Consider the following 25,299-nt stretch of genomic DNA (forward strand, 5'->3'; position numbering starts at 1 on the left):
GATTCCGCTGGCCATGGAGGAGATGCTGGTCACCGGCAAGGCGAAGGGCGGTCAACTGGCGCTGCTGCTCGGGTTCGGCGCCGGATTGAGCTACGCGGGGCAGGTCGTCACCCTGCCGCCGAAGCCGGTCGAGCCGAGCTTCTGAGCCGATGCGAAAGTTCCGGGCCGGGTTCCTGGCCGCGGCCGCGGTCACCGTCTACGGCGCGGTGACCGGCCGTGAGCGGGCGCAGTGGCTTGCCAAGCCACTGCTGATGCCGCTGCTGGCGGCAGACGTCGCCACCAGTGACGCGGCGCTCGACAAGACCGATCGCACCGTTCTGCTCGGTGCGCTCGGCGCCGCGACGCTGGGCGACATCCTGCTCATCGATCCGGACGACGACCGGCGCCTGATCGCCGGGGCGTCGTCGTTCGCGGTGATGCAGGCCGGGTACACCGCGCTGTGGTTGCGCAAGGGCGCCCGGCCGCGGGCCGCCATCGCCGGACCGCGGTTGGCGGCCTGGCTCGGTGCGGCCGCGTTGTTACGGGCCAAGGCGCCCGCCGTGGCGCTGCCGCTCACCGCCTACGGCGCGACGCTGGGCACCGCGGGCGTGCTCGCCTCCGATCCGGCTTTGGCGCGGGACGCGAAAAACATTGCGGGCGTGAACATCCCGAATGCCGATCCGCGCAGCAGGCTGGCGCTCGGCGCGCTGCTGTTCACCGTGTCCGACGGACTCATCGTGGCGCGCAAGCTGTTCGCGCGCGGCGAGCGCAGTCGCCGGGTCACCGAGGGCGTCATTCTCACCACCTATGCCGCCGCCCAGTTCCTGCTCGCCGACCCGGACGCGCACGCCTGAACCGCCGGCTCACAGCACCACGATGATCCGGTCCCGGTTGGCCGGGTCGACCCGGATCGAAATGGTCTCGCCGACGGCGAGTTTCGGCTTGTCCGCCGGGGTGACGTCGAAAACTATGGTGCCCCGGTAGGTTTCGGACCCGGGCACAGTGAGTTCCAGGTCCAGTTCGGTGAGTTCGCTGTGATGGTCGGTGGGCCGCAACGGATGCACGCCGTGCACGGTCGCCCAGCCCTCCAGTCCGTGCCGCCAGAGTCGCCGATCCGCCTTGGACGGCCGGGCCGCCAGCATCATGCCGATGCCGAGGCAGGTGCCGAAAAGTCCGACCAGCGCGACGATCTGGTACGGCAGCGTGCCGGGCGGCGTGTGGTGGACCAGCCACCCGAGCCACAGGCCGAGCAGCATGAGGTAGCCGGCGGTGACTCCGAGCACCGTGCGCAAGATCCGCCCGTGGTCCATACCAGCCTCCACCCCGACTGTCCGGCTTCCAGGATAGGCGCGCAGTAGCGCTGACATGCGCGGATCGGTCTCGATAAGGGGCGGCGGGGGTAGGGGTCAGCCCTTGAGACGCAGTACCGCGAGCACGCGGCGGTGGTGGGTGTCCGACGGCGGCAGATCGAGTTTGGTGAAGATGTTGCCGATGTGCTTCTCCACCGCGCGTTCGGTGACGGTGAGGCTGGTCGCGATGGCGTTGTTGGACAGGCCCTGCGCCATCAGTTCGAGCACCTCGCGTTCGCGCGGCGTCAGGCGGGTCAGCGAGTCCTGCTGTTTCGAGGCGCCCATCAGTTGGCTCACCACCTCAGGGTCGAGTGCGGTGCCGCCGGTGGCGACGCGGTGCAGGGCGTCGACGAAATCGCGGACATCGGCGACCCGGTCCTTGAGCAGATAGCCGACCCCGCTCGCGCCACCGGCCAGCAGCTCGGTGGCGTAGCGGGTTTCGACCCACTGGGAGAAGACGAGCACCCCGGTCATCGGATATTTGCGGCGCAGTTCGATGGCGGCGAGCAGGCCCTCGTCGGTGAAGCTGGGCGGCATCCGCACGTCCACCACGGCGACGTCGGGATTATGCGTGCCGACCACGTCGCTCAACGTCGTCGCGTCGCCGACCATCGCGACCACCTGGTGGCCGCGTTCGGTCAGCAGTCCCGCGAGTCCGTCGCGCAGGATCGCGCTGTCCTCGGCGATCACGATGCGCAGTGGCTCGGTCATCGTGAGCCTTCCTTCGGTAGCAGGATCGTGATCACGGTCGGGCCGCCGGTGGGGCTCTGCACGGTCAGCGACCCGTCCACCGTGCGCGCCCGCGCGGCCAGCCCGGAAAGCCCACTGCCCGCGGCGAGTTGGCCTTCGGCCGGTTGCAGCACGCCGCCGATGCCGTTGTCGCGCACGGTGATCGCGATGGTGTGCGCGTCGCTCGGCAGCACCGACACCCAGGCGCGGGTCGCATCGGCGTGCCGGACCACGTTGGTGAGCAGCTCCGCGACGGAGAAGTAGGCGATCGCCTCGACCGCAGGGTTGGGCCGCTCGGGCAGGTGCACCCGCAGTTCGGTCGGCACCGAACAGCGCGCGGTCAGCGTTTCCAGCGCCGGCCCGAGGCCGAGTTCCAGTGCGGGCGGATGGATTCCGCGCACCAGCTCGCGCAGTTCGGTCAGCGCCTCCTTGGACGAGGCGTGCGCGTCGGCGATCAGATCCCGTGGGTCGCCGCCGGCCTCGAGCCGGTCCTCGGCCCGGCCGAGCGCCATGGCGATGGTGACCAGCCGGGCCTGGGTGCCGTCGTGCAGATCGCGTTCCAACCGGCGCAGGGTGGCGGTGGAATCGTCGACCGCGGCCTGCCTGCCCTGCTGCAGTTCGGTGATCCGCTGATCGCGGGCGGTCGCGCTCAGCAGGGCCATGGCCAGCAGTCGGTGCAGCCAGCAGAGTGCGCGCAGCAGCCAGGGCAGCGCGAAGCAGCCGAGGACGCCGAGGGCGGCGAAGCCGAGTACCCGGGGCCAGGTGTCGATGTAGAAATCGCCGAACTGGGCGAACGAATGATGTTCCACGCCGTCGGCATCGACGTTGATCGGATCGAAGAGCACCCACGGGATCGGCGAAACCGCGACGAACACCGTCATCGCAACCACGATGAGCGCGAGGTATCCGACCACGACGCCGAGCACCGCCTGCGCGACGAGGAACAGCGTGGCGCGCCAACTGGCCAGATCCGTGAACGCGCTCTTGAGGAAGCCGACGAGTCCCGGCGTCGGCGCGAACGTCGGCGGCGGCGTCAGCGGCGTGGCGAGCAGGTCCTTGACCAGCGCCCGGTAGATCCGGCCCCAGAAGCGGCCGCCGAGCAGGACCAGCGCGAGGATGGGCAGGCCGATGACGGTGAGGGAGATCAGCAACCCGCCGCCCCAGCCCGCGTACAGGTAGACCACGGCGATGCAGCCGAGGACGAACGCGGTGAAGACGTAGACGAGTTCTTTCCAGAATCGCGCCTGGAACGGCGCGCGAAGGACGGCACGAAGCGCCTGCTCGGCCGTCGACCGGGGTTTACCGGTCATCGGGTCGAGCACCAGCGTGGGTTCGGCGTGTGTCTCGGTCATGGCTCCATGGTTGTCGGCGCGGCGTCGCGATTCGATGGAGCTGTCCGCCGGATGAGTGGTGTAGCCAGCTACACCCACTACCATCCTGCTGATGAGCTACCCGCCGCAGCAGCCGCCATACGGCTATCCAGCCTACGGGGCCTACGGACCGCCACCGGATCACCCGCAGGCCACCACGATCCTGATCCTCGGCATTCTCGGTCTGGTCTTCTGCCAGATCCTCGGCCCGGTGGCGTGGGTGATGGGCAAGCGGGCGCTGAACGAGATCGATGCCTCCGGCGGCGCGATGGGCGGCCGGTCCAACGTCATGGTCGGTTACGTCTGCGGCATCATCTCCTCGGTGCTGATCATTCTCGGCATTCTGTTCGTCGTGCTGTTCGTGGTGCTGGGCCTGCTCGGCGTCTGGGCGGGGTCGAGCACCAGCTACTGAGCCGGGCGTTTCGCGGTTCCGGCCCGGAATTAGCATCGGCGGAGTGAATCACGCAGTGCCGGACGCGGCGGAGCAGGACCCACCCGGGCCCACCGAATGGGGCGAGCACCCGCACGGTGTCGGGCCGTGGTCCGACGAGCACGCCGAGCCGCCGCCGGACGATCCCCGGCTCGACGCCGAGTTGCTGGCGGCGGGCGATCGCCGCAACGTGGTCGACGCCTACCGCTATTGGTCACGCGAGGCGATCGTCGCCGATATCGACCGGCGCAGGCATCCGTTCCACGTGGCGATCGAGAACTTCGGGCACGACGCGAACATCGGCACGGTGGTGCGCACGGCCAACGCCTTCGCGGCCGCGGCCGTGCACATCGTCGGGCGCAAACGCTGGAATCGGCGCGGTGCCATGGTCACCGACCGCTACCAGCACATCGAGCACCACGAGTCGGTGACCGAGCTGCTGGCGTACGCGGCCCGCGCCGGGCTGACCGTGGTGGCGGTGGACAACGTCCCCGGTTCGATCCCGTTGGAGACGGCCGAACTGCCCCGGGACTGCCTGTTGCTGTTCGGTCAGGAGGGTCCCGGCGTCACAGCCGACGCGAAAGCGGCCGCGGCCATGACCGTTTCGATCGCCCAGTTCGGTTCCACGCGCAGCATCAACGCGGGCGTGGCCGCAGGTATCGCCATGCACGCGTGGATCCGGCGGCATGCCGACCTCGCCGACGCGTGGTGAGTCGCGACGTATAGCCCAGACCTGAGAATTCGGCGGGAATTTCGCGCGCTGTGTCATTCGAGCATCGTCTTTGTAACAAATCGGGCGCGTAAAAGCGTTCCAAACTGGCACCATTGACGCATGACCACGCGGAAGGCCGAGGACCCGCAGCACGCGACAGCACGGTCGCTGGGTGAGCGCGCGCGGGCGAGCCGGGATGCGGTCGCGACCGCCGCGGTCTGGTCCGAGCGCGCCGATATGGCCGAATCCGCGATCATCTCCCGGCATCTGCGCGCGCTATGGGCGCTGCCCGGCACGCAGTTGGGCGTGGTCGGCTGGCCGGCGACCAAGCGCGAGCGCGCGTTCGGGTCCTGGCACTACTGGTGGCAGGCGCATCTGATCGACTGCGCGGTCGACGCCGCGAACCGCACGCCGACCCCGGTGCGCCGCAAGCGGATTGCCGCGATCGCGCGCTCGCACCGGATCCGCAATCTCACCGGCTGGACCAACCGGTACTACGACGACATGGCCTGGCTGGCCATCGCCCTGGAGCGCGCGGAGCGGATCGCGGGTGTCACCGAGGCGCGCAGCGGGCTGCTCGCTCTGGAGAAGCCGCTGTACGAGGGCTGGAATCCGGAGGTCGGCGGCGGCCTGCCCTGGCGGATCGGCTCGGACTACTACAACGCGCCCGCCAACGGTCCGGCCGCGATCGCGCTGCTGCGACTCGGGCGGCAGCTGCGCGCCCAGGAGATGGCCGACTGGCTGGACGAGACGCTGCGTGATCCGGAATCCGGGCTGATCCTCGACGGTATCCATCTGCCCGCCGGCGAGATCGAACGGCCGGTGTTCACCTACTGCCAGGGCGTGGTGCTCGGCGTGGAAACCGAGCTCGCCGTGCACACCGGCGAGGCGCGGCATATCGAGCGGGTGCACCGGCTGCTCGGCGCGGTGGAGGAGCACATGACGACCCGCGGCGTGATCAACGGCGGTGGTGGCGGCGACGGCGGTCTGTTCAACGGCATCCTGGCCCGCTATCTCGCCCTGGTCGCGCTGATGCTGCCCGGCGAGGACGAGGCGCGGGCAGCCGACCGCCGGGCCGCGGCGGCGATCGTGCGGGCCTCTGCGACGGCGGCGTGGGCGAACCGGCTCCAGGTCGAGGGCGAACCGCTGTTCGGCCACGATTGGAGCCGGCCGGCGACGCTGCCCGGCGGTACCGCCGGGGCCGGTCACTTCACCCCGGGCGGTTCGGTCACCGCGTCCCGGGTGCCCGAACGCGATCTGTCCGTGCAGCTTTCGGGCTGGATGTTGATGGAGGCCGCCTACCAGGTCAGCGCGGCCGGTCTGTAGACCGGCCGCCGCTGTTCGTGGCGGCCGCGTGCGGTCAGCTCTCGGCTTCGACGACCCGGATCGGCACGGTCTCGAAGTCGAAATCCTCGGCGGGCTTGGCCATTTCCTGCCGGTAGTGCCGAATCCCCAGCGCGGTGCCCACGATCAGGCCGAGCACCAGCGTGCCGATCACGATCGGCATCAACCACGGCACCCGATCGAGGAAGCTGCCCGCGTAGTAGCCGATCAGCAGCAGCACCGGTGCCCAGATGATCGCGCCGATCGTGCTCGCGATGGTGAACCTGCGATGGTCCATCCCGGCCGCGCCCGCGACCGTCGGGCACAGCGTGCGCACCCATGGAATCCAGCGGGCGACGAGCACCGCGACGAAACCGTGCCGCTGCAGCAGTTCGGTGACCCGCTGCAGATTCCTGGTGTTGATGTAGCGCCCGTTCTTGCGGGCCACCAGGTGGTGGCCGGTGCGCTGGCCGATGACGTAACCGACCTGATTGCCCGCGATGGCCGCGAGCATCGTGCCGACCGACAGTGCCCACACCTGGGTCTCGCCGGAGGCGTGCGAGGCCATCACCACGCCGGCCGTGATCAGCATGGAGTCGCCGGGCAGGAACAGCCCGAGAATCACCGCGCACTCGAGGAAGACGAAGGTCAGTACCACTGTCCAGACGAGCGCTGGCCCCGCTGACATCAGCGGATCGAAATTGCCCACTGCTAGGGGCGAGGACGCCGCGAACACGCGCTCAGCGGGTCGGCTCGCTCGTCGAAACGGTCAGCTCGGCTTCGGGGGCGGCCACCGGCGCCCCGCCGCCACGATTGAGCAGCCGCTTCGCCACCGCGAAGATGCCGGGCAGGATCGAGACGAACACGATGAGCAGGAAGATGGCCTCGACGTGGTCGCGGATGAAGGCGATGTTGCCGAGGAAGTAGCCGCACACCGTCACACCGCCGCCCCACAGGATCGCGCCGACGATGTCGAAGGCGACGAACTTGCGGTAGTCCATCTTGGACACACCGGCCAGCACCGGCATGAACGTGCGCACGATCGGCACGAACCGGGCCAGGATGATGGTCTTGGGCCCGTGCTTCTCGAAGAACTCGTGCGTCTCGGTGACGTAGTGCTTCTTGAAGAACCGGGTGTCCTCCTTGTGGAACAGCGCGGGCCCGATGCCGCGGCCGATCCAGTAGCCGGACTGGTCGCCGGCGAAGGCGACGAGGGTCACCAGCGGCAGCAGCCACCAGATCGAGACGGGCGGATTCGACTGCGCGGCCAGCAGGCCGCCGGTGAACAGCAGCGAATCGCCGGGCAGGATCGGGAAGAGCAGGCCGGTCTCTATGAAGACGATCGCCAGAATGGCGGGAAGCACCGCGTTCTTCAGCCACGTCTCCGTGAGCAGGTGCATCGGGTCGAGCAACTGGGTCAATGCGATGTTGCTCGTCACCGATTCTGTCGCTGCCAGCAGAATCACGCGGTCTCCTGTTCTGGGTACGGCCGGCCTGATCGCTCACCCTCGCATCGGGAGCCGCCAGCGCAATTACCGGCACCACAGTACCGGGTTCGGCTGAGAATGCCCGTGCTGTGCGCGAAACTACCGGCTGGTCACCTGATGGTTCCGCGGCGACCACGGCACGGCCACCTGTCGGTTCGGTGGCGGTGTGCGGTGGCGGCGGCCCGCGGGATGTTCGTCTGCCTCCCTGGATACCAGGCGAAACCCCGCTGTCCTAGGGTGGTGGCTGACAAAATAGGTCTTTGCCGCAACAACACGGAGGTCTTACTGTGCCCATCGCGACTCCGGAGGTCTACGCCGAGATGCTCGGTCGGGCCAAAGCGCACTCCTTCGCCTTCCCGGCCATCAACTGCACGTCGTCGGAGACGATCAACGCGGCCATCAAGGGCTTCGCGGACGCGGGCAGTGACGGCATCATCCAGTTCTCCACCGGCGGTGCGGAATTCGGTTCCGGCCAGGGTGTGAAGGACATGGTGACCGGTGCGGTCGCGCTGGCCGAGTTCGCGCACGTGGTTGCCGCGAAGTACGACATCACCATCGCGCTGCACACCGATCACTGCCCGAAGGACAAGCTGGACGGCTTCGTCCGGCCGCTCATCGCGATCTCCCAGGAGCGGGTGAACAACGGCCGGCATCCGCTGTTCCAGTCGCACATGTGGGACGGCTCCGCGATCCCGATCGACGAGAACCTGGAGATCGCCAAGGAACTGCTCAAGGCCTGTGCCCAGGCCAACATCATCCTCGAGGTCGAGATCGGCGTCGTCGGCGGCGAAGAGGACGGCGTCGAGGCCGAGATCAACGACAAGCTCTACACCTCGCCCGAGGACTTCGAGAAGACCATCGACGCGCTCGGCGCGGGCGAGAACGGCAAGTACCTGCTCGCCGCGACCTTCGGCAACGTGCACGGGGTGTACAAGCCGGGCAACGTGGTGCTCAAGCCCGAGGTGCTGGCCGAGGGCCAGCGGGTCGCCGCCGCCAAGCTCGCGCTCGGCAAGGACGCGCAGCCGTTCGATTTCGTCTTCCACGGCGGTTCCGGCTCACTGAAGTCCGAGATCGAGGATTCGCTGCGCTACGGCGTGGTGAAGATGAACGTCGACACCGATACCCAGTACGCGTTCACCCGTCCGGTGGCCGCCCACATGTTCAGCAACTACGACGGTGTGCTGAAGATCGACGGCGAGGTCGGCAACAAGAAGGTGTACGACCCGCGCAGCTACCTGAAGAAGGCGGAAACCTCGATGGCAGCACGTGTCACCGAGGCGTGCAATGATCTGAAGTCCGCGGGAAGGTCGATCAGCGCCTGACCCGATCCTCAACCCACCGGGGGCTCGACAGCTCATGTGTCTGGATGTGCGCGTGCTCGGGCCCGTCCGGTTGCTCGTCGGCGGTGAGCCGGTGGCGGTCGGCGGGCCCAAGCCGCGGGCGTTGCTCGCCGCGCTCACTGTGAATCGACGGCGCGCGGTCTCTTCGGCCGCGCTGGCCGACATGGTGTGGAACGAGGATCCACCCGATTCGTACGCGGCGAGCCTGCAGGTATTCGTCTCGAATATCCGTAAAGCGCTGCGTAATTCGGGTGTGGACCCGGCGCAGGTGTTGCGCACGGAATCCTCGGGCTATCGGCTCGAAGTGGCCGAGACCGCGTGCGATCTCGGCCGTTTCGAGACGGCACGGGAGGCGGGCAGCCGTGCGGCCGCGCTCGGCGATCACGCCGGCGCCGCGCAGCTGTTCGGCGCCGCGCAGCGTGAGTGGAGCGGCCGTGCGCTGGCCGATCTCACCGGGTTGCAATTCGCCGACGGCTTCGCCACCGCGATGGAGGAGGAGCGCCTGGCGGTCGCCTCCGCGCGGATCGACGCCGAAATCGCCCTCGGGCGTGCGTCATCGGTGATCGGCGAGCTGGTCGCGATGACCACCGAGCATCCGCTGCGCGAGCCGCTGTGGGGTCAGCTGATCACCGCGCTGTACCTGTCCGGTCGGCAGGCCGACGCGCTCGACGCGTGCCGCCGGGTGCGGACCGTGCTCGCCGACGAGCTCGGCATCGACCCCGGCCCCGCGCTGACCGAGCTGGAACAGCGAGTGCTGCGGCAGGAGCCGCTGAGCACGGTCGAACTGCGCCAGGCCGAGCGGATGGCGGCGGCGATGACCGAGACGGTCACCGAGGCGCCGCGCGCGGTGCGCAGCGGGCAGTTGCGGCTGCCCGACGGCCGGGTGGTCTCGATTGCCCAGGGCGGCTTGCGGATCGGCCGGATGACCGATAACGACCTGGTCCTCGACGACCCGAAGGCCAGCAGGTACCACGCGCACATCATGCCGAGCCGGGCCGGCCTGCTGATCAAGGATCTGCATTCGGCCAACGGCGTCTACGTCAACGACGATCCGATCGAGAACGGCGCGCTGCTGGCCGACGGCGATCAGATCCGGATCGGCGCGACCATGCTGACTTTCCAAGCCGCGCAGTAGAACCGGCTACTCGTTGCAGGCGATGCCGTCGTTGTCCCGATCGAGGTAGGCGTTGTAGCCGCGCTCCCCGCGGTACAGCGGACCCGCGCCTTCGGCTCGGACTTGGTCGCAGTTGGTGTAGATCCGGCGCTTCTTCTTGTCCTTGTCGCCGTCTTCCGGATCGTTCTTGGGCAGCGAATCCGGACGGGCGGCACTGGCGATGGCAGGCGAGGTCGCGGCGGCGGCGGTCGGCGGCACCAGCGTGAGTGCGCCGACCATCAGACACGCGGCGCCGAGCGCGGGAGCCACGCGGCGTACTACTGAATTTCTCACGCCTCCATCCTGCGCCGAAATCGGGCAGTTGTGGGGTGCGAATTTTTCAGACCGCTTGGGCCCTAGCTGAAGCGGACCTCGGCGATCGCGCGCCCGAAGAGCTTTCGCTCCTCCGAGGTGCCGCCGAGCACGATCGTCGCGGTGCGGGTGCGCGGGTCGAGGGCTTTGATCCGGCCGGTGAACTCGACCGTGCTCGCCGCGTTCGGGGCGACCGGGACGAAGCCGGCGAACCGCACGCTGAATTTCTCGATGGCCGTGGGGTCGCCGAGCCAGGCGGTCAGGTAGCCGCTGGCCAAACCCATCGTCAGCATGCCGTGCGCGACGACCGTGGGCAGGCCCACCAGCTCGGCGGCGTGATCGCTGAAATGGATGGGGTTGGCGTCGCCGGACACTCCCGCGTAGTTGGCCAGGTCGCCACGGGTCAGCCGGAAGATCCCCGGCGTGAGCTGATCGCCGACCGAGAGCCGGTCGAAATCGGGCAGCGTGTGCACCGGCGCGGGCACCCGATCGGGCGCGGGGCCGGGCAGCGTGCCCGTGCCGAGCGGGATCAACGCCGAGCCGTCGGCCGCTTCGCTTCCCGCGCTGGGGAATTCGACGACCTGGCCGTGCATCATGATGTTGTCCACCACGTCGGCCACGCTCGGATCCACGTCGACGCCGCGGCGGGCCACGATCGTGGTGGAGCCGATCAAGGCCAGCTCGCCATGCTGGTTGAGCAGGGCCGAACGCACCACGACGAAATCGTTGTCGCCGAACTGGCGGATCGATTCGATCAGGATCTCGCTGCTCAGCCGGTCGCCCGCCTGGATCGGCCGATAGGCCTGGAAAACTTGATCGGTCTGCAGGATCTGGGACAGGTCGTATTCGGTGAGCACCGATTCGAGCAGGGAACGAGTGCCGGCCGAACCGATCACCGAGGCGAAAGTCGGTGGCGCGATCACGTTCTCGTGGCCCAGCCGCAGGGCGTCGGATTCCTGCTGGTGTGCGCCGTGGTGGTTCTGCACCGCCCGCGCGAATTCACGGATCTTTTCCCGGCCGACCTCGTAGTGGTCGCGTACCCGGAACCGTTGTCCGGCCAGTGTTGCCGTCTGCTGCGTGCCATCGGTTTCTAGCGAAAGCGTTTGTTCCCTGACCATGATGCGGCCACGCTACTAATGAACCGGACCCTTGACCAGCTGTGTGTGAGCAGCGCTACCGTCGATCGATATGGAATTGCTATCGAGTTTGCCGGTTCTTCATTTGCGTCGCGGGTCCGAGGTGTGCGTCACATCCAGAGAGTAATTCGATATCGCTATAAAAGATTTCGGCGTCTCGATTGCTCCTGTGAGGAACAACCGAGACGCCGAACGGAGTCGAAGACGATTCCGGGTCGCCGCTACTGCGGGCTCGTCGGCGGATCGCAGACCTTCCAGCCGCCGTCGGTGTCCTGCAGATCGAAGGTGCGGGCCGAGCGCTTGGCCGGGTCGGCCTCCGTATAGACGGTCGCCTGGGCGATCGCCGTCTTGTCGGTGATCCGGATGGCGTCGATGCCGTCGATCACCGGGATATTGCGCCGATCCATCGACAATTGGTGCACGCCGGCGAACTGATCGGCGGGAATGCCCTGGTAGAAGTCGTGCAGTGGGCCACACGTGGTGTTGCGCAGTGCGTTCAGATCACCCTTTTTCAGTGCCTGCGTGTAATCGGTGATCGCGGCGCGCACCTTCTCCTCCGGCGCATTGCCGCCCGAACCCGTGATCAACACCACGGCCACGCCGACCAGCACCACCACCAGCACAGCGGCACCCGCCACTGCCAGCAGCCAGCGCTTCGAGCGGCCCGCCTGCGCGGTGGACTCCGGCGCGGCGGGAGCCTGCCCGGCGGGCGTGATCCGCTGCGGTTGCGCGATCGGCCGCGGTTGCGGGGGGCGGGGACCGGCCAGCGATTGCGCGGGCAGCGTCGGCTGGATATCCGCCGGCGACGGGGCCGAACCCGGACGCTGTTGCGGGGGACGCGCGTCCTCGCCCGCAGCTGAACCCGGACGCGGTTGCGGGGGAGCGGGCCGGGCATCCTCGATCGGGGCCGGACCGCCCTGCGGCGGTGCCGAAGGTCCTTGCGGGCCGGGCTGTTTCGGCCCGGCCGCCGGACGCGGCGTGCTCGGCGGCTTGGTGATCGGAACGCGCCCGGGGCCGGGCGCCACTCGATCGGTGCCCACCTGCTTCGGTGTGTCAGGCCGCTGCACCGGCAACGCGACAGTCTTCGCGTCGTCCGCTTTGATCACCGGCATGGCCACCGTCACGTCCTCGGACGCAGGCGGATTCTGCCCGCCGTCCTTCGCCGTCGACGCTGTCTGCATCCTGACGGTCTCGTCCTCCGCGCCCGCATCCGCGACGGGCGCAGCCTGCTGCACCCGCATCACCGTCGTCGGCGCATCATCCGAAGCCCCAGTCTGCTGCGGAGCACCCACCACCGGAACACCCTGCGCCGGAACGGCTTTTGCCCCACCCTGCGCGGCCGGAGCGCCTTGCGCCGGCGCGGCTCCGCCCTGTGTAGCAGGAGCCCCTTGCGCGGGAGTAGCTTTCGCTCCACCCTGCGCTGCCGAAGTGCCTTGCTCCGAAGCGGCTCCGCCCTGCACCGGCGGAGTGCCTTGCGTCGGAGTGGCTTTCGCCTTGCTCTGCGCCGTCGCCCCGCCGCCGAACCAGGGACTGCGCTGCTGCTGCGCCCCTTCTTGATCCCCCCTGCGAATAGCCTCGGTCTCCGCCGCGGCGCCTCCGGATGACCCCGCCCCCGGCTGCCCCGGCACGGCCTGCTGAACTCCCGGCTGAGTAGCCGCTGCCGCAGCACCGGCCTGCGCCACCGTGCCTTTGGCATCACCCTGTTGCCCGGTTTGGATCGGCGCACCGGGAACGGTGGGCTCCGCCGCTGCCGCGCCTGCCGCGCCTGCCGCGCCTGCCGCGCCTGCCGCGCCTGCCGCGCCTGCGGTGCCGCTAGGTTGCGCCGCTGTTTTCGAGGTACTCGCCTGTGCTGCCGCGCCTTTCGCGTCGCCGGACTGCCCGCTGCGCGCTGACGCGGCCTGGTCCGCAGCGCCTTCCGTGCCGCCGGATGACGTGGGTGCATTGTCGGTTCCATCGGTCCGTCCAGCTCCGGGTGCAGTTGCCGGGCCGGGCTGTTCCGCCGCGTCATCGGCACCTGCCGGGCTACCAGATGCCCCTATCCGGGTACTGGCGGCACCGGCTTGCGCGCTCGCCGCCGCTGCACCGGGGACCTGGCCGGTGTGGGCCGGATCAGACTGTGTTGCAGCGCCTTTCGTGCCTTCAGGCAGTGCCGATGCGCGGTCGGTACCCGCATCCTGAGCGGGCCGGGGTGAACCTGCCGGTGCGCCCGTCTGTGCCGGTGCGGCGTTCGCGGCTGGTCCGGGCCGGTCGGCGGCGACCGTGCTCGGCTGATCCGCGCGTTTCATCGCGACCGTTTCGGCCTCGGCATCCTTCGGTGCGCCCGGTGCGCCCGGTGCGCCCGCTGGGCTGCCCGGCTGTCCCGTCGCGGCGGCCGCGCCCGATGCTCCGGCGGGCCTGTTCTGCCGTGCGATCACCTCGGTTTCAGCGGTGCCGCTCTCGGGATTGTCGGGTGCGCTGGTCGGTGGGGTTCCTGCGGCTTTCGGCACACCGGGCACGGTGGGGTCCGCGGTGCCTGAGCCGCTTTGCCCACCCTGGCTTGCTGATCCGCTGCCGTGATCGGACCGGGGTGTGGTGGGGGTCGTCGACCCGCTCGGCGCGGACTGGCCGGGCGTGCTGATCGTCGGTGCGCCCGAACCGGGCCGGCCGGTGGCGGCAGTGTCCGCGCCGGGCTGGGCTGCGCTGGTGGTCGAACTGTTCGACGCGGCGGGGTCTTGCGTGCCGGGGCGCGGTGTCGCAGCACCCGGAGTGTTGGCGGCCGGGGTCGCGCCCGGCGCAGCGTCGGGGTTTTGCGTTCCGCGTGGGGGCGAACCGGCGCTCTGGGCACTCGGCGCAGATGTGCTCTGGGCGCCGGGATTCGGGGCAGCACTGCCAACACCACCCGGGGCGGGGATCGGGCGGGTCGCGCCGGCGTCGGCCGGGCGATCCGCACTGTTCGCGCTCGGGTTGCTCGCCGCGTCGGCGCCGGGGCGTGCGTCGGGTCCGGCCGGGGCTGCCGGGTCGGCGCTCTCCCGCGCCGGGTTCTTGTTGTCGTTCGGGTCGGACACGCACTACCCCTCGGTCAGGCGGAACATCTTGAACTCGACGGCCAGCTTAACGGCCAGGGTCCGGCGAAGTCCGACTTCAGACCCCGCACGGCGGCAGGGAATGCGGCGGTACGCGTCACCGGCGAATATCGCGTCGGTGCACAATGAACCGCATGACCTCGTTCGGTGATCTGCTAGGCCCGCAACCGGTACTCCTCCCCGAAATCTCCGACGCGGAAGACGCGTTGCTCGAAGGCACCGATCCGGTGCGTGTCGCCGCCGACCATCCGGCGGCCTCGATCGCCTGGGCCTATCTGGCCGAGGCCGCGCTCACCAGGGGCGAAGCCCAGGATGAGCCGATCAATCACGATATCGTCGCCGCCTACGCGTTCGCCCGCACCGGCTACCACCGCGGCCTCGACCTGTTGCGGCGTAATGGCTGGAAGGGTTTCGGCCCGGTGCCGTGGAGCCACGAGCCCAACCGCGGCTTCCTGCGCAGCGTCGGCGCGCTGGCCCGCGCGGCCAAGGTGGTCGGCGAGACCGAGGAGTACGCGCGCTGCCTGGACCTGCTCGAAGATTGCGATCCCCGCGCGGCGGCTGAGCTGGGCCTGGACTGAATTGTCCCTGCTCGACTTCAAACCGCGCGTGGATGTCGCGCGCACGAGCACGATGGACCGGCTGCGCGCCTCCTGGGCGCGGCTGCGCCTGTCCGCGCTGCCGATCGTGCAGTGCGCCGTCGGCGCGGCCCTGGCCTGGTTCATCGCGCGGGAGATCGTCGGCCACCCGCAACCGTTCTTCGCGCCGACGGCGGCCGTGGTCTCGATCGGCATCTCGTTCGGCGCCCGGCTGCGGCGGTCGGTGGAGCTGGTGGTCGGCGTCGCGGTCGGTATCGGCATCGGTGACCTGTTCATCACCAACGCCGGAACCGGCGTGTGGCAGATCGCGCTGGTGGTCGCGGTCGCCATGGCGGCGGCGGTATTCCTGGACGGCGGCTCGATCATCACCATGCAGGCCGCGGGTTCGGCGGTGCTGGTCGCCACCCTGCTGCCGCCGTCGGCCGGCGGCGGCTTCTCCCGGATGATCGACGCGCTGGTCGGCGGTCTGGTGGGAGTCGTTGTGGTGGCTTCGATTCCGCTGCATCCGGTGCGCCGCGCGCGCGAGCAGGCCGCGGAAATCCTTGGCGTGATGGGCAAGTCGCTCACCGAGTGCGGCGATGGTCTGCTGGCGCAGGATCCGGACAAGCTGCGCGCGGCGCTCGCCGCGGTCCGCGCGACGCAACCGCAGATCGACGCGCTGCGCGCCACGCTGGAGGGCGGCCGGGAGATCAGCCGGATCTCGCCGCTGTACTGGAACTCTCGCGCCCGCCTCGAACGCATCAAGGCCACCGCCGACCCGCTGGACAACGCGGTGCGCAACACCAGGGTGCTGTTGCGTCGTTCGCTGACCCTGGTCCAGGACGACGAGATCCTCGACCCCCGGTTGATCGACGAGGTCGAAAGGCTCGGCCAGGCAGTCGATGTGGTGCGCCGGATGATGCTCGCCGACCCGGGCGAACAGCCCGATCAAGCGGAGGGCGCCCGGGTGCTGCGCTCGGTCGCCAAGGAGGCGCGCCCGGAACTCGTTGAGGGCGCGGGCCTTTCGGCGCATGTCGTGTTCGCGCAGGTGCGTTCGATCGTGGTCGACCTGATGCAGGTGTGCGGGATGAAGCGCATCTCGGCGATGGCGCTGCTCCCGCCGACCGTCCCCAAGCCGTGGGTGGTGCCCGAAGACTGAGCCGACTACGTAGCCGGCGCCGCGTGCGAGTGCTCCGGCCGCCGGTGTGCGGGGGCTCGATGATGATCTTTGGGTAGTGCGCTACTCGTGTTCCGGCGGGTGCCGCGCTCTACCTTGATCATGAGACCGCAACGAAGCGAGGGGTGTTGCGGTCGCACACTTCGCACATCAGCGAACCACCCCGCCGGCCATGGGTGTGGTGGCCGGGCGGGTAGGGGTGGATTCGCCCGCTGCGAAGAGCAGAGCCGTCCGGTCAGGGGAGGTCAGGCCGGGCGGCCCTGTGTGCTTTCACCGATTCCCCGACCGCGGAGACCCGCGGCGGTGCGGGGCGCAGCGTGAACCGGCGACGGTCGAAGTCCCAGAATCGATAGATCGGCCACTGCACGGTGTGCGTGAGCCAGGCGCCGACGATGATCGCGCGATGCAGCGGCAGCACCTGGTATCCCTGTTCGGCGATGGTGCGCAAGCCGGTCAACTGGAAATGCCACCATTCCCGCGGGTTGGTCCGGCGGCGCCGGGCCGAGGTCGCGGCCCGCATGCTTTTCAGCTGATCGATGCGAAATCCGCGCTTGGTCAGGCACAGCGCGAGATCCAGGTCCTCGGCCACGTCGGCGCGGGTGGTGGTGTCCGCGCCGACCTGCAGCCACGCCGCCCGGCGGATGGCCATGTTCGGCCCGTGCAGGTTGCCGACCCGGCCGCCGAGTTTGCCGCGCCGATCCTGTAGGTAGTAGCCGAGTTTCAAGAAGAAGCCGACCGGCGAGTCGTGATAGGTGGTGATCCCGGTGACCGCGGCGGTGTCGGGGTGTGCGCTCAGATGTGCGCGGACCACTTCGCCCCAGTCCGCGGCGACCAGGGTGTCGGCATCGGTCCTGGCCAGGAAATCGCCACGGGCCCGGTCGAATCCGGCGTTGCGCGCGGCCGGGATGCCCGGCGTGGCCTCCTCGATGAGCGCGACCTCGGGATGGGTTCGCGCGTAGTCGTGCACGATGCGGCGGGTGTCGTCGGTGCTGCCGTTGTCGACGACGATGATCTCGTCGATGGCGTCCTGGCGGACCAGGCGATCGAGGGTGCGCTCGATCCGGGTCGCCTCGTTCAGGGCCGGGATGACGACGGAAAGCACCGTCGCCGAAGGGTTGTCGGTCATGCTGGTGTGCTCCAACGTGTGCTGAGTGCAGCGTGCGCGCCGGCCGGTGGGCCGGGATCACGCTCATACGGGGCGCACGTGCGCGCCCGGGTCGACTGGCCGGGGGTTACCCGATTCGGCCCGGGCCGATCATCGAAATCCGCTCTAAGTCCAGAAGCGGGTCAGATAGCTGCCGTAGCGCGACCAGTCGGCGGGCACGCCGGACACCTCGAACAGCGCGTACACCGCGTCGAAGAAGACGCCGTTGATCGCGGGCGTGAACAGCAGCGCGAACAGGATCAGCATGCCGAACGGCTTGAACTGATCGAGCGAGCGGCGCGTCTGATAGCTCAGCGACGGTTCGAGAATGCCGTAGCCGTCCAGGCCGGGCAGCGGAATCAGGTTCAGCAGGGTCGCGGTGATCTGCAGGAACGCGAGGAAGCTCAACCCGAACCAGAGCGCGGGATGCGAACTCGTACTGCCGAACAGCTGCACGACCACCAGCAGCAGCACCGCGCACACCGCGTTCACCGCGGGACCCGCCGCGCTGATGAGCCGCTGGGTGCGCGGGGCGAAATTGTGGGTGTGCACGTAGACCGCGCCGCCGGGCAGGCCGATGCCGCCCAGCGCGATGAACACCATCGGCAGCACGATCGACAGCAGCGGATGGCTGTACTTCAGCGGGTTCAACGTGAGGTAGCCGCGCAGATCGACCTCGCGGTCCCCGGCCCGCCACGCCGTGAACGCGTGCGCGAACTCGTGCAGGCACAGCGTGATCACCCAGCCGAACACGACCAGCACGAACACCCCGGCCTTGGCCCGGGTGGAGTCCAGCGGGGCGTCCCAGGCGAGCACGCCGCCGACGATCGTGATGACGACGACCAGCAGGAAGATCGGGCTCGGGCGCACCGCGCGCGAGCGCCGTTCGGCGAAGAACGCGGACGTCATCGGACCAGCAGCCAGGGCTCGTGGTGCCGGTAGAAGCTGGACCGGGGCACCGTGCGGTCGGTGCGGATGCCGTCCCTGGTCACCACCGCGCCGGGGGTGCCGAGCTGGGCGGCGCGACCTTCGGCCCAGCGGCGCTTGCGCATGCCCTTCTGCACCGTGGCCCGGACCCCGGGCTGGTGCAGGGTCGGCGAGATCAGCATGGCGGTGACCTTGCCGGAGAACAGCTGGAAGTCGTCCACGTAGGCCTCGCCTTCGAGCTTCGCCTCGCCCGGCCCGGTGATCTTGGCGCGGCCGATCAGCACCTTGCCGGTGTCGTCGCGGATGAGCGGCACCTCGGTCGCGCGCCCGTCGATGGCCCGCTTGGCGGCGGCGTTGCCGGTGCCGGTCTGGTAGGCGCGGGAGCCGTAGGTCTTGTCCACCGGGACGTAGCCGATCTCGACGTGCAGCCGTTCGGTGCGCATCAGGTGGGTCAGCACCGCGGCGAGCGCGGCGTCGTCACCGAGCACGATCAGCCGCGGGAGGCTGTCGGCGGCGAGCACCGGAAGCAACTCGTCGATCTCTGCGGTATCGGGGATGGCGGCCGTCGAACTGGTCGGCAGCGCCGCGAGGGCGATAGGTACCGGTGCGCCGTCGCAACGGAGAACGTGGGTACTCAAACTGCCGTACACCCTCCTCGGTTCGAGCCGACGTCGTCGGACCAACGGGTGCAACCTTAGCCCTGCCCGGCGTCGGCCACACGGTTGTCGAGCCTACGACGAGATCCGGTCCCACGCTGTTGACGACGCGTCGACTAGACTGTGCTCCCGGCCACCGCCTCGATACGGCAGGTAGCTGCAACACCGGCGAATACCGCCCGGTCGGCTCTGTCGACTGTCCTCTACCCGGGTGTTGCAAGTCGAACCGTAGGAGACACGACCATGCCGGCAATCGTCCTGATCGGCGCCCAGTGGGGCGACGAAGGTAAGGGCAAAGCGACCGATCTACTCGGTGGCCGGGTGCAATGGGTGGTCCGATACCAGGGTGGCAACAATGCGGGCCACACCGTGGTGCTGCCCAATGGCGACAATTTCGCGCTGCACCTGATCCCCTCCGGCATCCTCACTCCCGGCGTGACGAATGTCATCGGCAACGGCGTCGTCATCGACCCGGGCGTGCTCCTCGACGAACTCGCCGGACTGGAAGAGCGCGGGGTCGACACCTCCGGTCTGCTGCTCTCCGCCGACGCGCACCTGATCATGCCGTACCACGTGGCCATCGATAAGGTCACCGAACGCTTCCTCGGCAACAAGAAGATCGGCACCACCGGTCGCGGCATCGGCCCCTGCTACCAGGACAAAGTCGCTCGCGTCGGGGTGCGCGTCGCCGACGTGCTGGACGAGAAGATCCTCACCCAGAAGGTCGAGGCCGCGCTGGAGTTCAAGAACCAGGTGCTGGTCAAGATCTACAACCGCCGCGCGCTCGACCCGCAGCAGGTGGTCGACGAGGTGCTCGCGCAGGCCGAAAGCTTCAAGCACCGCATCGCCGACACCCGGCTCAAGCTCAACGTGGCCTTGGAGCGCGGCGAGACCGTGCTGCTGGAAGGCTCGCAGGGCACCCTGCTCGACGTCGATCACGGCACCTACCCGTACGTCACCTCGTCCAACCCGACCTCGGGCGGCGCGGCGGTCGGCGCGGGCGTCGGGCCGAACAAGATCAGCACGGTGCTCGGCATCCTGAAGTGCTACACCACCCGGGTCGGCTCCGGCCCGTTCCCGACCGAGCTGTTCGACGAGTTCGGCGCCTACCTGGCCAAGACCGGCGGCGAGGTCGGCGTGACCACCGGGCGCGCCCGGCGCTGCGGCTGGTTCGACGCGGTGATCGCGCGCTACGCGACCCGGGTCAACGGCATCACCGACTACTTCCTCACCAAGCTCGACGTGCTGTCCAGCCTGGAGACGGTGCCGATCTGTGTCGCCTACGACGTGGACGGCGAGCGGGTCGAGCAGATGCCGACCACACAGACCGAGTTCCACCACGCGAAGCCGATCTACGAAGAAATGCCCGGCTGGTGGGAGGACATCTCGGGGGCGCGGACCTTCGAGGAACTGCCCGCCAACGCGCAGGCGTACGTGCTGCGGCTGGAGGAGCTGTCCGGAGCGCGGATCTCCTGCATCGGCGTCGGGCCCGGTCGCGATCAGACGATCGTCCGGCACGACGTCCTGGGCTGAGCGGGCGGCCGTCGCCGTGACCTAAACGGCCGTCGTTCAAAGGGTTTGGCGGACCGGCGCGGCCACTTCACCGCCGCGTCGGCGTCGCGGTGCGACGCAGCGTAATAGCTGCAGGGCTTCGATCATGAACCTCTGGCAACTACAGTAAGAGCTATGGCTCGGAACTGGCCGATGATCGAGCGCGAGACCGAGTTCGAGGCGATCCGCGCGGCCCTCACCGGCACGGCGCATGTCGGCGCGGTCCTCACCGGCGATGCCGGTGTCGGGAAAACCACGCTGGCCAGGCAGGCGACCGCGGCGGTCGGCGGAAACATCCGCTGGGTCGCGGGCACCGAATCGGCGCGCAGCATTCCGTTGGGGGTGTTCGCGCACATGGTCGGCGTTTATACGGCGCACGATCCGGTGACGTTCATGTCCGCCGCGCGCGAGGCGTTGCTCGCGGACGGGCACACCATCATCGGCGTCGACGACGCCCACCTGCTCGACCAGCTGTCGGCCACCCTGCTGTTGCAACTGGCCATCGACAAGGCGGCGCACATCGTGGCCACCGTGCGTAGCGGGGTGCAGGTGCCCGACGCGGTGACCTCGCTGTGGAAAGACGGTCACCTGCTGCGCATCGACCTGAATCCGTTCAGCCAGCGCCAGAGTGTGGACCTGGTCGAATCGATGCTGGGCGGGCAGCTGGAAGGCTTCACCGCCAACCTGATGTGGGAGTCCTCCGGCGGAAACGCGTTGTTCCTCCGGCATTTGGTCGAGGGCGCGCTCGAGGCGGGTTCGCTGCGTCAGGTGAACGGCGTCTGGCAGCTGCGCGGCCGGGCCGCGGTCACCTCGGAACTGGCTGCGCTGCTGGAAGATCGGGTCGAGCAACTGCCCGACGACGTACTGCACGTGCTGGAACTGCTCACCTTCTGCGAGCCGATCGACCTCGATGTGCTGTCCGAACTGGCCGGCGAGGAGGCGGTGGAGGCCGCCGAAACCCGTGGCGTGATCAGGGTCGTGCAGAATTCGCACCAGCTGATCGTGCGGTACAACCATCCGCTCTTCGGCGAGGTGATCCGGCGCAGGCTCGGCATAGCCTCGGCGCGGCGCCTGCGCGGCCGGCTGTACTCCTCGCTGAAGGAGCGGCCGATCAATTCCGCGGCCGATCGCATCCGGCTCGCCGAATTGGCTTTGGACAGCGACAAATCCGCCGACCTCGAATTGTTCGAGGCGGCCGCCGCCGACGCCATCGGCTTGGCGAACCTGCCGCTCGGCGAGCGCTTCGCCCGGGCCGCGGTGGAGCGGCGCGGCGGGGTCGAGTCCGCCGATCTGCTCGCGCGGGCCCTGCTGTGGCAGGGGCATCGGATCGAAGCCGAACGCATGCTCGCCAGCTTCGACCCCGACGAGCTCAGCGAGGTGCAGCTGGTCCGCTGGGGCAGCACCCGGGTGGCGAACCTGTTGTGGGCCATGGGCGATGCCGATCTCGCCGACGAGGTGCTCACGCTGGTCCGCGGCAAGGCCAAGCATCCGAAGAACGTGGCGCTGCTCGACGGACTCGCTTCCGCCTGCGCGGTGAACGAGAACCGGATCGACACCGCGATCGCCGAGGCGGAGCGGGCGATCAACGTCAAAGGCGCACCGGCATGGGCGGTCTGGTGGGCCTCCTTCGGCGGCAGCCTGGCCTTGGCGCTGATGGGCAAAGGCGATGCGGCGCAGCAGTACGCGGTCCGCGGGCACGAGGTGGAGACCGAGATCGACGGTCTCAACCGCTTCATGTCCACCCATGCCGAGGTGCTCGGGCTGGTGTTGACCGGGCAGCTCGACGCCGCTCGCCGTTGCGCGGCAGACTATTTCGGCTATTCCGCACCGGGGCAGTACCTGGCGTGGGGGATGTCGAAGATCTTGCAGGGCACCGTCGACGTGGCGCAGGGACACTTCCCGGACGGCATCGAGAACCTGGAGCAGGCGCTGGCCGCGCTCGCCGCGGAAGGCGCGGCGGCCTGGATGTTCCCCGCGAGAATCCGTCTCGCCGAGGCGTATTCGGCGCTCGGCCGGGCGAGCGAGGCCGCCGAGGCGATCGCCGAAGCCACCGCCCGCGGCGGCAGGCACAGTGCGGTGTACGAGCCGCAGCTCGAAGTCGCCCGTGCCTGGCACGCGGCCGCCGAAGGCACCGTCACTCCCGCCATCCGGCTCGCGATGGGGGCGGCCGACGCTGCCGCCCGCTCCAACCAACACGGCATCGAAGCCATGGCGCTGCATGCCGCGGCCCGCTTCGGCGAGCATTCCGCCGCAGGCCGATTGGCGGATCTGGCGGCCATGGTGGACGGCAAGCTGGTGCAGGTGCAAGCCAGGCACGCGGTCGCCCTCGCCGCTCACGACGGACCCGGATTGGATGCCGCCGCAGCGGAATTCGAGCAAATGGGCGCGCTGCTCTCCGCCGCAGACGCCTCCGCGCAGGCCGCGTCGGCACACGAACGCGCCGGGGATCGCCGTCGCCTGCTCGAATCCGCCGCCGCGGCGAACCGGCTCGCCGCCGCCTGCGGTGGGGCGAGCACCCCCGCACTGCGACAAGCAGCCCAGCCGCTGCCGCTCACCGCCCGCGAACGCGAGATCGCGAACCTCGTCGCGGCCGGCCTGTCCAACCGTCAGATCGCCGACCGCCTCACCGTTTCCGTCCGCACCGTCGAAGGTCACCTCTACCGCGCCTGCATCAAGATGGACGTCACCGACCGCGAATCCCTCGGCGCCCTCATGCGCGGCGAATCCACAGCCTGAGCCCGCTACCGGCCGGTGACCAGGCCCGTGCGGAAGTTATGCCGTGGTGCGGGGCCGGGTGCCGAACTTGTGCGGAGTATGCCGTGGTGTGCCAGGCCGGAGCGGGTGCGGGAGAACAAACCGAGCGGAAGCTGTGCCGTGGTGCCAGCCGGGTGCGGATGCGGGAGAACCGGACTCGCGCGGAAGTCGTGCCGTGGCGCCCTGGCGGAGCGGACGAGGGTTGCCGGTGCGGGTGCGCAAGCCTATGCCGTGATGAGGAATTCGCCCGCGGGTGGGGCGAGCAGGCGGATGTCGGGGTTGTGGCTGAGGCCGGGGATCTCGGTGAACTCGGCGTCGGGGAGGACGGCGGCGATGGCGCGGGCGCCGGTGCGCAGCAGCGCATCGCTTTTCGCGCCCGCGATGACCAGGGTCTGGGCTTTGACGCCGGCCCAGTCCTCGGTGCGCAGCGGCTCGCCGCGCATGAACTCGCGCATGACGGCCCAGTCGTAGGCGGTCGAGTGGGCGGTGGCGCGCAGGTTGCGCCAGAACGGGGTCCAGCGCATGAGGGTGACGAAGCCGCGCGGAATGCCCATCGCCTTGGTCATGTAGAAGCGTACGGTCTCGGATCGCTTACCGGCGGCGATCAATTCGTGCAGGGTGGTCTCCAGGTCGGCGGCGGGCACGAAATTCTCGTGATCGACCACGAACGGCGGTTCGAAGGCGACGACCTTGGTGATCCCCGGGATCTGCCCGGACGCCGCGGCCCGCAACGCCAGTCCCGCCCCGGAGGACCAGCCGAACAGCATGGCCGAGCCGCCCGCGGCCGCCACCAGTGCGGTGAGGTCGTCGATCTCGTGCCGGACGTCGTACCCGGCGGCCTGGTCGGTGCTGTCGCCGCGACCGCGCCGGTCGTAATTCAGGACGGTCAATCCGTACTGCTTGTGCAGTGTCTCGGCCAGCGCCACCATCTTGGGAAACTTCCGGTAGCCGAATGCGCCACCGATCAGGATCACGGTTCCGGCGACGCCGTCGAGCCGGTCGTAGGCGAGCACGGTGCCGTCGGCGGAGGTCACTGTCTGCACAGCAGTCTCACTTTCGATGAGGTGGCCGGCCGCGGTTCGCTGCGGCCTGTACTGGTGCAGACGGGGTGGGCGCAGAGAATTCATCGCGGCGCTCGACCGGCCACGGGGCGCTCAGAACAGCGTCGGCTCGCCGAAGCCCGGGGTGCGTTCGATTTCCAGTAGATGCTGTTTGGTGCTGACACCGCCGGGCGCGGAGAAACCGGTGAGCGCGTTGTCCGCGGCGAGGACGCGGTGACACGGGATGATGAGGGGAATCGGGTTGCGGCCCAAGGCCTGTCCGACGGCCTGTGCGCCACCGGGCTGCCCGATGCGGTGCGCGACCTGCCCGTAGGTGAGGGTGCGACCGGGGTCGATGGCGCGGGTGACCTCGAGCACGGCTCGATTGAACGCCGGAATCCCGCTGAGGTCCACCGGAATCCAGCGCAGGTCGTCGAGTTCGCCGGCGAGGTGGGCGCGCACGCCCGCGACGGCCTCGGCGATCACGCCGGTGGGGGTCTCTTCGCGGACTTCGTCGTCCGGCAGGCCGGCGCGGCGGCGCGTGATGCGCGCGCGGGTCGCGGCCGGGCTTGCTTCGGGGAGCTGGAACCGGATCACGGTCGTACCGCTCCAGGCGATGGCGCAGACGCCGATCGCGGTGTCGAAGAGGGTTGCCTCGGCGGTCAGGCAACGCGGGTCGCTCATGTAGTCAGTGTGCACCGTGCCACCGACAGGTCCAGTAGGACAAGGCCAGTTTTGTTCAACTGGCCTTCCTGTCGAAAGTGGTCGGGTGCGCGCTGCTCGGGTGCCGAGTGGGGGCCTCGGACCGGACCGCGGCCAGCTTCCGCTCGGCGCGCCCCAGCTGAACGGTATTTTCCGGAGCCGTCGGGCGGACCGGTTCGGCCGGGGCTTCCGGTGTGTCGTTGCGCCCGTAGATCGCGGCGAGATCGGCGTAGCGCCGCTGCTCGTCATAGTAGGACGCGGTCCAGTCCGACAACGGACCGTGCGGCTGGAAACGCTCCAGTCGGAACGCACGCTCGGCACCCTTGGGCAGGTAGTGATAGATGAGATAGCCGAGGACGGCGACGACGAGGAGGGTGGCAAAGGTGGTCAT

At 69.2% G+C, this 25,299-nt stretch carries 25 protein-coding genes; 11 read left to right on the top strand and 14 right to left on the bottom strand.

Features of this window, described 5'->3' with window-relative positions; translation table 11 throughout:
• Both NBRGI_RS46865 and NBRGI_RS34925 read left to right on the top strand, forming a co-directional pair.
• On the top strand, positions 1–145 hold a 145-nt coding region (locus NBRGI_RS46865), incomplete at its 5' end, for a 3-oxoacyl-[acyl-carrier-protein] synthase III C-terminal domain-containing protein (RefSeq protein WP_275451616.1).
• Positions 146–149: 4 nt separating this feature from the next.
• A complete protein-coding gene (locus NBRGI_RS34925) occupies positions 150–833 on the top strand; it encodes a lysoplasmalogenase family protein (RefSeq protein WP_029901441.1) in 684 nt (227 codons plus the stop codon).
• 9 nt (positions 834–842) lie between these two features.
• Here the strand turns inward: NBRGI_RS34925 and NBRGI_RS34930 are convergent, their stop codons facing one another.
• The 3 genes from NBRGI_RS34930 to NBRGI_RS34940 form a co-directional block, all read right to left on the bottom strand.
• The gene (locus NBRGI_RS34930; protein ID WP_029901442.1) at positions 843–1,289 is read right to left on the bottom strand and encodes a DUF3592 domain-containing protein; all 447 of its coding nucleotides are present in this window, start codon (positions 1,287–1,289) and stop codon (positions 843–845) included.
• Between the two features lie 96 nt (positions 1,290–1,385).
• Entirely contained in the window at positions 1,386–2,039 is a 654-nt protein-coding gene (locus NBRGI_RS34935) for a LuxR C-terminal-related transcriptional regulator (RefSeq protein ID WP_029901443.1), read from the bottom strand.
• Positions 2,036–3,409, bottom strand: coding sequence for a sensor histidine kinase (locus tag NBRGI_RS34940; protein WP_036562005.1), 1,374 nt, complete (start codon positions 3,407–3,409; stop codon positions 2,036–2,038). Before NBRGI_RS34940 ends, NBRGI_RS34935 begins: the two co-directional genes overlap by 4 nt.
• Positions 3,410–3,500: 91 nt before the next feature.
• On the opposite strand from NBRGI_RS34940, the gene NBRGI_RS34945 reads away from it, so the two are divergent.
• The 3 genes from NBRGI_RS34945 (at position 3,501) to NBRGI_RS34955 (ending at position 5,895) form a co-directional block, all read left to right on the top strand.
• Entirely contained in the window at positions 3,501–3,839 is a 339-nt protein-coding gene (locus NBRGI_RS34945; protein WP_014988829.1) for a DUF4190 domain-containing protein, read from the top strand.
• A 43-nt stretch (positions 3,840–3,882) separates the two neighbouring features.
• On the top strand, positions 3,883–4,569 hold the full coding sequence (locus tag NBRGI_RS34950) for a TrmH family RNA methyltransferase (protein ID WP_029901445.1): 687 nt from the start codon (positions 3,883–3,885) through the stop codon (positions 4,567–4,569).
• 237 nt (positions 4,570–4,806) lie between these two features.
• Positions 4,807–5,895: a glycoside hydrolase family 76 protein gene (locus NBRGI_RS34955; RefSeq protein WP_029901446.1), complete on the top strand. Its 1,089-nt coding sequence runs from the start codon at positions 4,807–4,809 to the stop codon at positions 5,893–5,895.
• A gap of 34 nt (positions 5,896–5,929) precedes the next feature.
• On the opposite strand, the gene NBRGI_RS34960 is transcribed toward NBRGI_RS34955, so the two are convergent.
• Positions 5,930–6,580: a DedA family protein gene (locus NBRGI_RS34960; RefSeq protein WP_195137475.1), complete on the bottom strand. Its 651-nt coding sequence runs from the start codon at positions 6,578–6,580 to the stop codon at positions 5,930–5,932.
• A gap of 52 nt (positions 6,581–6,632) precedes the next feature.
• The gene (locus NBRGI_RS34965; RefSeq protein WP_226887525.1) at positions 6,633–7,292 is read right to left on the bottom strand and encodes a DedA family protein; all 660 of its coding nucleotides are present in this window, start codon (positions 7,290–7,292) and stop codon (positions 6,633–6,635) included.
• Positions 7,293–7,666: 374 nt separating this feature from the next.
• Between NBRGI_RS34965 and fbaA the strand changes: the two genes are divergently transcribed.
• Both fbaA and NBRGI_RS34975 read left to right on the top strand, forming a co-directional pair.
• Entirely contained in the window at positions 7,667–8,701 is a 1,035-nt protein-coding gene (gene fbaA, locus NBRGI_RS34970; RefSeq protein ID WP_029901449.1) for a class II fructose-bisphosphate aldolase, read from the top strand.
• 34 nt (positions 8,702–8,735) lie between these two features.
• Positions 8,736–9,854, top strand: a complete 1,119-nt coding sequence (locus tag NBRGI_RS34975) for a BTAD domain-containing putative transcriptional regulator (protein WP_014988823.1) — start codon at positions 8,736–8,738, stop codon at positions 9,852–9,854.
• 6 nt (positions 9,855–9,860) lie between these two features.
• Here NBRGI_RS34975 and NBRGI_RS34980 read toward each other — a convergent pair whose 3' ends face one another.
• From NBRGI_RS34980 to NBRGI_RS34990, 3 genes are all read right to left on the bottom strand, one after another.
• The gene (locus tag NBRGI_RS34980; protein ID WP_235211205.1) at positions 9,861–10,166 is read right to left on the bottom strand and encodes an excalibur calcium-binding domain-containing protein; all 306 of its coding nucleotides are present in this window, start codon (positions 10,164–10,166) and stop codon (positions 9,861–9,863) included.
• A 62-nt stretch (positions 10,167–10,228) separates the two neighbouring features.
• The gene (locus tag NBRGI_RS34985; protein WP_029901451.1) at positions 10,229–11,302 is read right to left on the bottom strand and encodes a fused (3R)-hydroxyacyl-ACP dehydratase subunits HadA/HadB; all 1,074 of its coding nucleotides are present in this window, start codon (positions 11,300–11,302) and stop codon (positions 10,229–10,231) included.
• A 239-nt stretch (positions 11,303–11,541) separates the two neighbouring features.
• Positions 11,542–12,615, bottom strand: coding sequence for an Rv0361 family membrane protein (locus NBRGI_RS34990; protein ID WP_235211206.1), 1,074 nt, complete (start codon positions 12,613–12,615; stop codon positions 11,542–11,544).
• Between the two features lie 1,901 nt (positions 12,616–14,516).
• Between NBRGI_RS34990 and NBRGI_RS35000 the strand changes: the two genes are divergently transcribed.
• Both NBRGI_RS35000 and NBRGI_RS35005 read left to right on the top strand, forming a co-directional pair.
• Positions 14,517–14,960, top strand: coding sequence for a DUF3151 domain-containing protein (locus NBRGI_RS35000; RefSeq protein WP_014988818.1), 444 nt, complete (start codon positions 14,517–14,519; stop codon positions 14,958–14,960).
• Positions 14,961–15,012: 52 nt separating this feature from the next.
• The gene (locus tag NBRGI_RS35005; protein ID WP_175068948.1) at positions 15,013–16,116 is read left to right on the top strand and encodes an FUSC family protein; all 1,104 of its coding nucleotides are present in this window, start codon (positions 15,013–15,015) and stop codon (positions 16,114–16,116) included.
• Positions 16,117–16,369: 253 nt separating this feature from the next.
• Here NBRGI_RS35005 and NBRGI_RS35010 read toward each other — a convergent pair whose 3' ends face one another.
• The 3 genes from NBRGI_RS35010 to NBRGI_RS35020 form a co-directional block, all read right to left on the bottom strand.
• Positions 16,370–17,260 (bottom strand): glycosyltransferase family 2 protein, encoded by an 891-nt coding sequence (locus tag NBRGI_RS35010; protein WP_051728263.1) that lies wholly within the window; start codon positions 17,258–17,260, stop codon positions 16,370–16,372.
• A 144-nt stretch (positions 17,261–17,404) separates the two neighbouring features.
• Positions 17,405–18,187 carry a site-2 protease family protein gene (locus NBRGI_RS35015; RefSeq protein ID WP_029901456.1) on the bottom strand — a complete coding sequence of 261 codons (783 nt, stop codon included), beginning with the start codon at positions 18,185–18,187 and terminating at the stop codon, positions 17,405–17,407.
• The gene (locus tag NBRGI_RS35020; RefSeq protein WP_228833164.1) at positions 18,184–18,843 is read right to left on the bottom strand and encodes a hypothetical protein; all 660 of its coding nucleotides are present in this window, start codon (positions 18,841–18,843) and stop codon (positions 18,184–18,186) included. Before NBRGI_RS35020 ends, NBRGI_RS35015 begins: the two co-directional genes overlap by 4 nt.
• 261 nt (positions 18,844–19,104) lie before the next feature.
• Here NBRGI_RS35020 and NBRGI_RS35025 point away from each other — a divergent pair, with 261 nt between their 5' ends.
• On the top strand, positions 19,105–20,394 hold the full coding sequence (locus tag NBRGI_RS35025; protein WP_029901458.1) for an adenylosuccinate synthase: 1,290 nt from the start codon (positions 19,105–19,107) through the stop codon (positions 20,392–20,394).
• Between the two features lie 153 nt (positions 20,395–20,547).
• Positions 20,548–23,148, top strand: coding sequence for a helix-turn-helix transcriptional regulator (locus tag NBRGI_RS35030; RefSeq protein ID WP_029901459.1), 2,601 nt, complete (start codon positions 20,548–20,550; stop codon positions 23,146–23,148).
• 242 nt (positions 23,149–23,390) lie between these two features.
• On the opposite strand, the gene NBRGI_RS35035 is transcribed toward NBRGI_RS35030, so the two are convergent.
• The 3 genes from NBRGI_RS35035 to NBRGI_RS48315 all read right to left on the bottom strand — a co-directional run.
• Positions 23,391–24,209 carry an alpha/beta fold hydrolase gene (locus tag NBRGI_RS35035; protein ID WP_029901460.1) on the bottom strand — a complete coding sequence of 273 codons (819 nt, stop codon included), beginning with the start codon at positions 24,207–24,209 and terminating at the stop codon, positions 23,391–23,393.
• A gap of 111 nt (positions 24,210–24,320) precedes the next feature.
• Positions 24,321–24,890: a methylated-DNA--[protein]-cysteine S-methyltransferase gene (locus NBRGI_RS35040; protein ID WP_029901461.1), complete on the bottom strand. Its 570-nt coding sequence runs from the start codon at positions 24,888–24,890 to the stop codon at positions 24,321–24,323.
• A gap of 55 nt (positions 24,891–24,945) precedes the next feature.
• A partial coding sequence (locus tag NBRGI_RS48315; RefSeq protein ID WP_029901462.1) for a hypothetical protein occupies positions 24,946–25,299 on the bottom strand: 354 nt, incomplete at its 5' end.

This window comes from Nocardia brasiliensis IFM 10847 (assembly GCF_000710915.1).
Lineage (GTDB): Bacteria > Actinomycetota > Actinomycetes > Mycobacteriales > Mycobacteriaceae > Nocardia > Nocardia brasiliensis_A.